This is a genomic window from Cellulomonas sp. ACRRI, from assembly GCF_022346185.1.
In the GTDB taxonomy this organism is placed as follows: Bacteria; Actinomycetota; Actinomycetes; order Actinomycetales; family Cellulomonadaceae; genus Cellulomonas.
Genome location: NZ_JAKRMS010000148.1, coordinates 1 through 9,738, shown reverse-complemented (window position 1 = coordinate 9,738; position 9,738 = coordinate 1). Strand labels below are relative to the sequence as shown.

At 78.7% G+C, this 9,738-nt stretch carries 10 protein-coding genes; 4 read left to right on the top strand and 6 right to left on the bottom strand.

From position 1 onward, the window contains the following. Nucleotides 1-235: 235 nt before the first annotated feature. Nucleotides 236-1,279, top strand: a complete 1,044-nt coding sequence (locus tag MHY85_RS18635) for a serine hydrolase (protein ID WP_239199353.1) — start codon at nt 236-238, stop codon at nt 1,277-1,279. A gap of 18 nt (nt 1,280-1,297) precedes the next feature. Here the strand turns inward: MHY85_RS18635 and MHY85_RS18630 are convergent, their stop codons facing one another. Then, nucleotides 1,298-2,206 (bottom strand): AMP-binding protein, encoded by a 909-nt coding sequence (locus tag MHY85_RS18630; RefSeq protein ID WP_239199350.1) that lies wholly within the window; start codon nt 2,204-2,206, stop codon nt 1,298-1,300. A 504-nt stretch (nt 2,207-2,710) separates the two neighbouring features. Here MHY85_RS18630 and MHY85_RS18625 point away from each other — a divergent pair. Then, on the top strand, nt 2,711-2,854 hold the full coding sequence (locus MHY85_RS18625; RefSeq protein WP_239199347.1) for an Rv0909 family putative TA system antitoxin: 144 nt from the start codon (nt 2,711-2,713) through the stop codon (nt 2,852-2,854). Between the two features lie 469 nt (nt 2,855-3,323). Here the strand turns inward: MHY85_RS18625 and MHY85_RS18620 are convergent, their stop codons facing one another. Together MHY85_RS18620 and MHY85_RS18615 are read right to left on the bottom strand one after the other, a co-directional pair. Continuing rightward, a complete protein-coding gene (locus tag MHY85_RS18620; RefSeq protein WP_239199344.1) occupies nt 3,324-5,624 on the bottom strand; it encodes an LLM class flavin-dependent oxidoreductase in 2,301 nt (766 codons plus the stop codon). Next, entirely contained in the window at nt 5,621-6,565 is a 945-nt protein-coding gene (locus MHY85_RS18615; protein ID WP_239199341.1) for an LLM class flavin-dependent oxidoreductase, read from the bottom strand. Before MHY85_RS18615 ends, MHY85_RS18620 begins: the two co-directional genes overlap by 4 nt. A gap of 101 nt (nt 6,566-6,666) precedes the next feature. Between MHY85_RS18615 and MHY85_RS18610 the strand changes: the two genes are divergently transcribed. After that, the gene (locus tag MHY85_RS18610; RefSeq protein WP_239199338.1) at nt 6,667-7,161 is read left to right on the top strand and encodes a MarR family winged helix-turn-helix transcriptional regulator; all 495 of its coding nucleotides are present in this window, start codon (nt 6,667-6,669) and stop codon (nt 7,159-7,161) included. Nucleotides 7,162-7,179: 18 nt separating this feature from the next. Here the strand turns inward: MHY85_RS18610 and MHY85_RS18605 are convergent, their stop codons facing one another. Next, nucleotides 7,180-7,674 (bottom strand): MarR family winged helix-turn-helix transcriptional regulator, encoded by a 495-nt coding sequence (locus tag MHY85_RS18605; protein ID WP_374234072.1) that lies wholly within the window; start codon nt 7,672-7,674, stop codon nt 7,180-7,182. Nucleotides 7,675-7,714: 40 nt separating this feature from the next. Here MHY85_RS18605 and MHY85_RS18600 point away from each other — a divergent pair, with 40 nt between their 5' ends. Continuing rightward, on the top strand, nt 7,715-7,951 hold the full coding sequence (locus MHY85_RS18600; RefSeq protein WP_239199335.1) for a hypothetical protein: 237 nt from the start codon (nt 7,715-7,717) through the stop codon (nt 7,949-7,951). Nucleotides 7,952-8,025: 74 nt separating this feature from the next. On the opposite strand, the gene MHY85_RS18595 is transcribed toward MHY85_RS18600, so the two are convergent. Both MHY85_RS18595 and MHY85_RS18590 read right to left on the bottom strand, forming a co-directional pair. Continuing rightward, complete coding sequence (locus MHY85_RS18595) at nt 8,026-8,787, bottom strand: YcnI family protein (RefSeq protein WP_239199332.1); 762 nt, start codon at nt 8,785-8,787, stop codon at nt 8,026-8,028. Between the two features lie 113 nt (nt 8,788-8,900). Then, the gene (locus MHY85_RS18590; protein WP_239199329.1) at nt 8,901-9,599 is read right to left on the bottom strand and encodes a hypothetical protein; all 699 of its coding nucleotides are present in this window, start codon (nt 9,597-9,599) and stop codon (nt 8,901-8,903) included. Nucleotides 9,600-9,738: the final 139 nt, after the last annotated feature.

Genomic DNA, 9,738 nt, shown 5'->3' with positions numbered 1-9,738 from the left:
CGCACCCGCACCCGCACCCGCACCCGCACCGTCCCATGCCTGCGAACCGTCCGACCCCCGCCCGCCGGCCCGAGCGGCGGCCCGGCAGTGTGCGCACAACCGTTCGCGTGCTGCGGCCGGTCACGACCACCGCCACCAGCGGCCCGCGTCGCTGTCGGTGGTGAGCGCTAGCGTCCGAGGCACAGCCGCGTCCAGGGCGAGGACCGCGGGTCGTCCTCGACCGTACGGAGCCCTGATGGACCTCTGCCCGCCCACCCCGGCCGCGCCCTCCGCCCTCGCCACGGTCGTCCTGGCGGGGGACGCTCCACCGGCAGTCGGTGTCCGGGGGCCCGCCGACGCCGCCGACGGCGTGCCCGCCACCAGCGCCACCCCGTTCCACCTGTGCTCCGCCGCCAAGACCCTCACCGCCGTCGGCGTCCTGCGGCTCGCCCGGCGCGGCGTCCTCGACCTCGACGCCGACGTGCGGGACCTCGTCGCTCTCGATGTCGCCGGCCCGACCGGGCCCACCCTGAGGCAGCTGCTCGGGCACCGTGGCGGCGTCGTCGACCCGGCGGGCGCCTTCGAGCCCTCCGCGGGTCCGGCCGCCGCGACGGCCGACGTCCTCGCCGGGTCGACCGCCGCGCACCCGGGGCCGGTGCGGGTCACCGCCGAGCCCGGCGCGGCCTTCGCCTACTCGGACGCGGGCTACTGCGTCGTCGAGCGCGCCGTCGAGGTCGCGACCGGCCGCGCCTTCGCCGACGCGCTGCACGACGAGGTCGCCACCCCGCTCGGGCTCACGGCCACCGGCTTCTGGTCCGGCGAGCCCGCCGACGCCGTCATCGGGCCGCGGGCCGAGGTCGTCACGCGGCTCGCGGCGTCCGCCGCGGCGGGCCACGACGCGGACGGGAGGCGGGTGGCGGGTCGGCGCATGCACTACGCCGGCCCCGCCGCCTCGGGCCTGTGGTCCTCGCCCGACGACCTCGCCGTCCTGCTCGCCGACCTCGGCCGGGCGCTCGACGGCCGCGGAGGTGTCCTGCTCGACCCCGACCAGGGTGCGGCACTGGTCAGCGACCCCGACGGCCTCGGCGTCGGGCTCGGGGTGTTCCTCTTCGGTCCGACAGGCCGACCGTGCGTCATGACGCAGGGCTGGGGCGTCGGCTTCCAGTGCCAGATCCGCTGGTACCCGGCGGCGCACGGCGCGGTGGCGGTCGTCATCAACGCCGACCCCGGCACCGGGCAGGACGCGTCCGTCGTGGGCGCGACCGTCGGCTCGGTGGTGGACGGACGCGGCTGGCGATGACCGCGCCGGCCCTGGTCGCTACACCAGTGCGGGTCGGCGCTCCGGTGCGGACCCGCCGGTCCGCTCGAGCGCCTGCGCCCAGCCGCCCGCCGCGGTCAGCAGCTCCCTCGCCAGCGGCGTCGACGCAGCGCGTGGGCCTCGGGGAGTCACCGCGCCTCGCGCGCCGCGTCGAGCGGTCGAGCCGGCAGCACCGGTCCCGCCGTGCCCACCGGCCCCACCGGGGAGGTCGGCCGTGCCGGGGAGGCCCGCCGCGCCGGGCACGTCAGCCCCGCCGGACACATCTGCCCCGCCGGACACGTCAGCCCCGCCGGGCACGTCGCCCCCGCCGGGCACGTCGCCCCTACCGGGCACGTCAGCCCCACCGGGCACGACCGCCACGGCACCGGGCCCCGGTACCGACGCCGCGGCCAGCGCGGCCAGGTCGGCCCGCGTCCAGTGCACCCCGAGCGGGCCCTCGCCCGACCGGTCCGACGGCACGAAGAGCAGCGCCGCGTCTCCGTCCGGGTCCGGGAGCGGGGGCAGCGCCACGAGGAGGTGCCGCGTCACGAGGTCGGCCAGCGGGAGGCCCCCGCCCACGAACCTGTCCGCCAGCCGCGGCCGGTCGGCCGCGAGCCACAGCGCGGGTCCCCGCAGGCGCCGCACGAGTCGCAGACCGTGCCGGTCCCCGACCACCACGTCCGGGCGAGCCGCCGCGTGCGCCGCCGCGACCTCCGGGTCGGGCAGCGCGGAGCTGGCGGCGACCACCACCGCGCCGAGCCGCAGGCAGGCGGCCACCGTCGCCGACCACGCCGGGCCCGGTGCGAGCAGGAGGGACACCCGGTGCCCCGCGCGCACGCCTGCGGCATGCAGGGCGGAGGCGAGCCGGACGGAGCGCGCGGTGCGCACGGCGGGCTCGACGGCCGCTGCGCCCGCGGAGGCGGCGCCCACGGAGACAGCGCCCGCGGAGGCAGGGCCGATGGAGGCGGCGCCCACCGACGCCGTTCCCACCGGCGCCGTTCCCACCGACGCCACGCCGACCGACTGAGCGCCCACCGACGCCGCGTCGACCGAGTGAGCGCCCACGGACGCCACGCCCGCGGGGGCAGGGGCCGCGGCGGCAGGGGCCGCGGAGGCAGGGGCCGCGAGGGAGGCAGGGTCGTAGCCGGTCACGGTTCCTCCTCGTGCGCTCTGCCGGCGGGTCCGGCGACGTGCTCCCACGGTCTCCCGCCGGTGCGCGCCGCGTCGTCATCCCCCGGGAGGGATCGTGCGTACGCCGACCGGCGTACGCCGCGGCGTCGGAGGGGTGCTCGGCGCGCCGCGCACCGCCACGGCCCCCCGCGGCGACCCGGCGCACGCCCCCGGTCGCGCCCGCGGCCGCGCGCGCCGAGACTGACGGAGGCGGGCCGCCCGGCGACCCGTTGCGCAGCACCCGAGAGACGAGAGGACCGCACCATGGGCCTGGACGACATCACGGAGAAGGCGAGCGACGCCGGCATCGAGAAGGCCGGGGACACCGCCGCGAAGAAGACCGGCGGCGGGAACGCCGACAAGGTCGACGACCTCGAGAAGAAGGCCGACGACAAGATCGGCAAGTAGCCCCGGCGGCACGGCCGCCCGCCCGGGCACGACGACGCCCGCGCCTCCCCCCGGGGGCGCGGGCGTCGTCCTGCGTGGCGCGAGCCACGGCCTCGCGGGCGGTGCCGGGCCCTCCTCCCGGCGACCGCCCGCTGCGGGTCAGCGGCGCACGCGGCGCGCGTCCCGGGCGCGGTTCACCAGGTCGCCCAGACCGACGACGGTGATCACGGCCACCAGGCCGGCCACGACGATCCATACCTGCGGCGACATGACGTTGCTCCTCGTTCGGCCCCTCGACGTGCTGACGGGTTCCATCCTGGCAACGGCGTTCCACGAGCGGATCGGCCCTGCGCCGTATCTTCGGGTCCCACGTGGGGTGTACCGGGTCCCCCTGGGGGTGCACGGCCTCCTCCTCGGGACGGAGGCGCGACCCCGAGTCCCCTCGGGGTGGCACGGCCGTGGACCCCGACCCGGCCCGCCGCGGGACGGCTCAGAGCACGACGGCGGGCGGTTCGGCGACGGAGTAGTTGTGCCGGAAGACGTCCTCGGGGTCGTACCGCCGCTTGAGCTCGCGGAGCCGCTCCAGGGTCGGTCCCGGGTAGACGTCGGCGAGGCGCTCGGGTCGCGGGTCGGTCTCGAAGGACAGGTAGGTGCCGTGGAAGTGGTGCGCCATGGCGTCCCAGATCGCGTCGATCCGCCGCCGACTGCTGCCCATCGCGACGATGCTGAAGTTCGCCGACCGGTGCGCGTAGGCGGTGGCGTCGGCGGGCACGTCGTGCACGGCTCCCCCGGCGGCGCGGATCTGGAAGAACGGCGTGGCGCCGCTGCGGACGAGGCGGGCGGCGTCGGCGGCGAGCTCCGGGGTGAGGTGCTCGGCCATGCCGGACCGGGTGACGGGCTCGCCCTCGGACGTGTGCCGCTGCGGCACGGAGACCACGGCGGGGTACGGGACGACCTGCACCTGCTGCTGGAGCAGGGGCGCGATCCGGGCGAACGGGTTCAGCCGCTCGATGATGGTCTCGGGGTCGTCGGAGTCGACCATCGCCATGACCTGCGCGGCGACGATCCCGCCCCGCGGCGGCCCCATGATGAGGAAGGCGGTGGTGTCGCGCGGGGCGGCCTCCAGGGTGGCGCCGTAGTCGACGAGGAACTGCTCGGTGTCGGAGGCGTCGAACACGAGCTGGGCGAAGCCCACGTCGCCGACCTCGTCCACCTCGAACTCGAAGGACGTGACGATGCCGAGGTTGGCCCCGGCGCCCCGGACGCCCCAGAAGAGGTCGGCGTTCTCGTCGGCGCTCACCCGGACGACGGAGCCGTCGGCGAGGACGACCTCGGCGGCGCGCAGGTGGTCGAGGGTGAGGCCGTGCTCGCGCACGAGGAAGCCGATGCCGCCGGCGGTGGCGAGGCCGCCGACGCCGACGCCGCCGTAGTCGCCGGAGGTGAGCGCCCAGCCGTACGGGTGCAGGGCCGCCGCGACCTCGCCCCAGCGCGCGCCCGGCTGGATGCGCACCCGTCGGGTCGCGACGTCGAGCACCTCGATCGCGGCCATCCGGGACAGGTCGAGCACGATGCCGCCGTCGTTGGTGGACCGGCCGCTGATGCCGTGCCCGCCGCTGCGGATCGCGAGGGGCACGTCCTGCGCCCGGGCGTAGGCGAGTGCGTCGACGACCTCGGCGGTGTCGCCGGGCCGCAGCACGAGCCCCGGCCGGCCGCCGCGCAGGTACGTGGACCGGACCGCGGCGTACCCCGCGTCGCCGGGCTCGACGGCCGTGCCGACGAGAGCGCCCGGGATCGCGTCGTAGTCGATGCCGGGGGCGCGCGCGGCGCGGACGGCGGCGCTCCGGACGGTGCCGACGCGGGTGCCGCGGGCGGCGCGCGCGGCGGCGACGCGGTCGCGGACGGCCGCGGCGACGACGGCGAACGACAGCAGCGCCGGCTCGTCGGCCCCGGACAGGACGAGGGTGCCCACGCCGGCGTCGAGCACGAGTGCGGCCAGGTCGTCGACGACCGCGACGCCCGGCGCCGCGGCCTCGCGTCCGCCGAGTCCGGTCGACCCCGCGTCGAGCACGAGGCCGCGCCGGACCTCGCGCGGGTCCCGGCCCGCGGCGGTGAGGGCCGCGTCGAGGGCCGCCTGCTCGCGGAGCACGGCGTCCAGGCGCGCGCCGGCGCCGTCAGGGTCGTGCGCACCCAGCCACCAGCCGTCGGCGACCCGCGCGGCGAGCGTCCGCGCGCCCGCGGCCGCGTCCGCCGACCCGAGCGTCCCGCCGAGCCACAGGGCGAGGTTGTGCGCGGGCGACGGCCCGCGCGGCGCGCCCAGGACGCGGTGGTGCCGGCCCTCGAGCACGAGCGGCCCCGGCTCGGCCTCGGCCCACATGCCGCGCAGCACGTCGACGGCCTCGGCGAGCGCGTCGAGCGCGTCGTCGGGGTCGTCGCCGTCGGTGCCCGCGGCGAGCCCGGGCGTCACCCGCCCGCCCGCCAGGTGGTCCAGGCTCGCCACGGCGCGCGCGAGCACGGCCGGCGGGCGCCCGTCGAGCCGCAGGCCGCGCGTCGCGACCTCGACCTGCTCGGTGGCGCCGGCGACCGCCGCGAGGACGGTCCAGGCCTCGAGCGCGCCGCCGCCGTCGATGGCGCCGGTCGCGCCGCCGTCGTCGGCGGCGTCCGCCACCACCACGAGGTCCAGCCCCAGCTCCTCGGCCCGCCGCGCGAGCCGGACCGCGGCCCCCGGGTCGGCCGCGGACACCGGCAGCTCGACGCCGAGCTGCAGGGGGTGCCCGAGGTCCGCGCCGCTCACGCCTGCTCCCCCGCCACGAGGGCCGCGGGCGCCAGCCCGGCGGACCCGCCGCGCTCGGCGGCGACGCGCTCGCGCACGGCCGGGGCGATCTCCTGCCCGAGGACGGTGAGCAGCGTCGGGTCGTCGCCGGTGGCGATGAAGGCGCTCACGCCGTGCTCGAGGGCGAGGACGGCGAGCTGCTCCACCCACTGCTCCGGGGGGCCGGCGAGCAGGTTCGGACTGCGCCGCGGGGACAGCTGCCCGCCGACGTTGAGCAGGCGGCGCACGGCGCGCGGGTCGCGCCCGGCCCCGTGGGCGGCGTCGTCGATGCGCGCGTTCGCGTCGTCGAGGTCCTGCAGGCTGCTGAGGTAGCCGAGCGACGGCAGCCAGCCGTCGGCGTGCTCGCCGGTGAGCCGGAGCATGCGCGGCTTGTAGGCGCCGACCCAGATGCCGACGGGGTGGGCGGGTGCGGGCCCGCGCTTGGCGCCGGCGACCGGCCAGTAGTCGCCGGGCAGGTCGACCCGGGCGCGCTCGCTCGTGTCCCACAGCGCCCGGATGACGGTGATGGCCTCGCGGAGGGCGTCGACGCCCTGGCCGGGGGTCAGCCGCCGGCCGCCCATGGCCTCGATGGCGTCCCAGAAGGCGCCGGAGCCGAGCCCGAGCTCGACGCGCCCGCCGGACAGCAGGTCGAGGCTGGCGACGGACCGGGCGAGGACGGCGGGCGGCCGCAGGGGCAGGTTGGCGACGTTCGGCGCGAGGGTGATGCGCTCGGTCCGCGCGGCCACGTAGGACAGCAGGGTCCAGGTGTCCAGGAAGGACGGCTGGTACGGGTGGTCCTGGAAGGTGGCGAGGTCGAGGCCCGCCTCCTCCGAGAGCCGGGCCAGCCCGACGACGCGCTCGGGCGCCGCGTTGGCCGGCGTGATGAACGACCCGAAGAGCAGGTCGTGGCCGTAGTCCGTCATGTCCGCCTCGTCTCGATCCGTCGACTCAGCCGTCGACGGGATAGATCGTATGCTGCACAGATGAGTGGCTCAACCACGGAGGTGCGCGTACGATTCCCCGCATGACCACGGCCGACGAGCGCAGGGCGCACCCCGTCTCCGACCTGGGGTGGTCGCTCGGCGTGCTGCTCCGCGCGTACGAGCGCGCGATGGCGACGGCCGTCGCGACCGTGCCGCACGGGTTCCGGGGATTCCTGGTGCTGCGCGAGGTGGTGCGGGGCGCGCACGCCAGCCAGGCCGCACTGGCGGCCAGCCTCGGCATCGACCGCACGGTCATGACCTACCTGATCGACGACCTGGAGCGCGCGGGCCTGGTCGAGCGCCGGGTGGCGGAGGTCGACCGGCGGCAGCGCCGCGTGCACCCCACGGGGGCGGCGGCGACGCTGCTCGCCGAGCTCGAGCACCGGGTGGCGGCAGCGGAGGACGAGGTGTTCGGCGCGCTCGACCCGGCGGACCGCGGCACGGTCGGCCTGCTGCTGCGCCGCGCGGCGTGCGAGTACCGCGAGGCGGAGCCCGGCGACCCGTGCACGACGGTGGAGCACGCGCTCGGCCGCTGACCCGGGGCCGCGCGGCGCTCAGGCCCCGCGCGCCTCCGCGTCCTCGCACGCCGCGAGGAGCAGCTGCGCGGCCTCGCGCACCTGCGCCACCTGACCGAGATCGAGGCGCAGCCCCTCGACCATCGCGGCCGGGATGCCGACGGCGCGCTCCCGCAGCGCCCGGCCGGCGGCGGTGAGCCGGATCGCCAGGGCGCGCTCGTCGGCACCGCTGCGCGCCCGCTCGACCAGGCCCAGCGCCTCGAGGCGGCGGACCAGGGGCGACGCGGTGGCCGGCTCGAGGTGCAGCAGCGCGGCGAGCGCCTTCAGGCTGAGGTCGCCGTGCTGCCACAGGGCGAGCATCGCGAGGTACTGCGGGTGGGTGAGCCCGAGCGGCTCGAGCAGCGGCCGGTAGAACGCGACGAGCGCGCGGGCCGCCGCGGACATCGCGAGGCAGACCTGCGCCTCGACGGCGAGCGGGTCGGCCGCGGGCGCGGTGGAGGTGCGCACGGCGGCAACCGGGTCGTCGGGGGTCACGCCACGATGCTAGCGGGGATCATTCGTGCGCATATGATGAGTGCCCTCAGCATCGACGGACGGGGCGGCCATGGGCAAGATCGGCAGGGCGAACGACAGGCGCGAGGCGGCGCTGCTCAGCGTGTTCGGGCCGGCTCAGGTCGGCGACCCCCTGGCGCCCGACCGCGAGGTCGCCGAGGCCGACCGCGAGCGCGACCACGCCCTGCGCACGGAGTTCGTGCGGGTGGTCGGCGCGGACGGGCGCTCGTACCTGGTGGAGCGCGCGGTCGAGGACTGACCCCTCCCGTCGCCCGCGGACGAGGACGCCCCCGCGACCGGACCGGTCACAGGGGCGTCGCGCGCGGACGCCGCTCAGCGCGCCGCGGACCGCCGCCAGGCGAGCAGGGCGACCGCGAGCGCGCCCACCCCGGCCGCGAGGCCGAGGCTCCCGAGCACGACGGGCAGCGCCCCCGAGCCGTCGCCGTCCGCGGCGTCGGTGGCCGAGCCGGCCGCGGACGCGGCGCCGGAGCCGCTCGTCGCGTCGTCAGCCGCCTCCTCCTCGTCCGCGGCCGGCGCCCCGTGGCCGCCCGCCGCCTCGGTGGTCGTGAAGGTCGGGGCCGGGTGCTCGGGCTCCGCGTCGCCCTCGGCGACCTGGTCCCAGTCGACGACCTCGCCGTCGGCGTACTCCTGGTGCGCGGGCAGGACGAGGTCGGTCCCGGCCGCGGGCAGCGGACCGACGGAGATGGCGAACTGCTGGAACTCGCCGTCGCCGATGCCGTCGCCGTCCGCGGTCCAGGTCACGCTGAGCGGGGCCTGGGTGATCGTGGCGCCGTCGACCTCGACCGGCTCGGGCAGGGCGCCGCGGTCCACCGTGGCGGTCCACCCGGGGACCGGCTGGGTCGACACGGACGTGAGCGGGGTGTCCGTCGGCAGGTCGACGGTCACCCGGGTGGTCGCCGAGGCGGGCGACTCGTTGGGGACGCGGAACGTCAGGACGGTCCAGCCGCCGGCGGCGGTGGCCTCCGGGACGACCCGGACGTGGGCCGACGCGGCGGCGGCGGAGCCGAGCACGAGGACGGCGGCGAGGGCCGAGCCGGCGGCGGTGCGCGCGACGGCGCGGGGAGATGCGGACACGGTGGTTCTCCTGGGGTGCGGCACGAGGGCGCGCCGCCGCTCCGCCGGAGGGCGCGCCGGGCGCGCGAGGACGGCGCGGCCCGCTCCCCCGCCGCGCTCGGCGTGCGGGGGGCTCAGGCCACGCGGGGGCGGAGCGCCGCGGGCGGACCGCGCCGGGCCGGGCCACCGCGCAGGGCCGGCAGCGGGCGGGGTGCCGGGAGGCCCTGCGCGACGGGGCGCGGCCGCGCGGGCACGCAGCCCGGCAGGCCGCCCGCCAGCGCGGGGAGCAGCGCCGCCCACCGGCCGGCGAGGGCCCGGACGCCCCGGTCGGTCGCGACCAGCAGCAGCACGGTGGCCGCCATCGCCAGGGCGTGCGCGGTGAGCATGAGCCAGCCCGCACCGTGCGGCTCGGCGGCCGGGGCCGCAGCAGCGCCGTCGCCCGCGAGGCCGGCGAGCACGGACGCCGACGCGGTGGCGCCCGACGGCGCCCCTGTCAGACCGGCGTACCCGGCGTCCGCTCCGTGCGCCGTGTGCGCGCCGTGCCCCGCACCCGCCCCGCCCGCCGCGGCGCCGGCCGGCGCGAGCCAGGTGAGCGCCGCGTGCACCGCCAGCTGGCCCGCGACGGCGGCCGGCAGCAGCACGCGCACGGTCAGCGGACGGCGCGCGAGCGCGGCGGAACCCACGAGCACGAGCGCCCCGATCAGCGCCAGGACACCCCCCGTCGGCGCGTGGCCGCCGCCGAGCACGTGCGCGCCGGACCCGAGCGCGAGCACGGTCGTCGCGACGCCCAGCAGGCGCCCCACGACGAGCGCACGCTGCACGGACGGGTCCACCGCGCCGACGCTACGGCATCGCCGGGACGAAGGTCCCGCCGGGAGCGGGTGACCCGCGAGGCGCCGGGCGCCGCCCGGTCACCCGGGCCGAACGGGCGCGGGCCGTCGGCGGGCGGCCGGCGGGCGGTCGGGCCGCGGG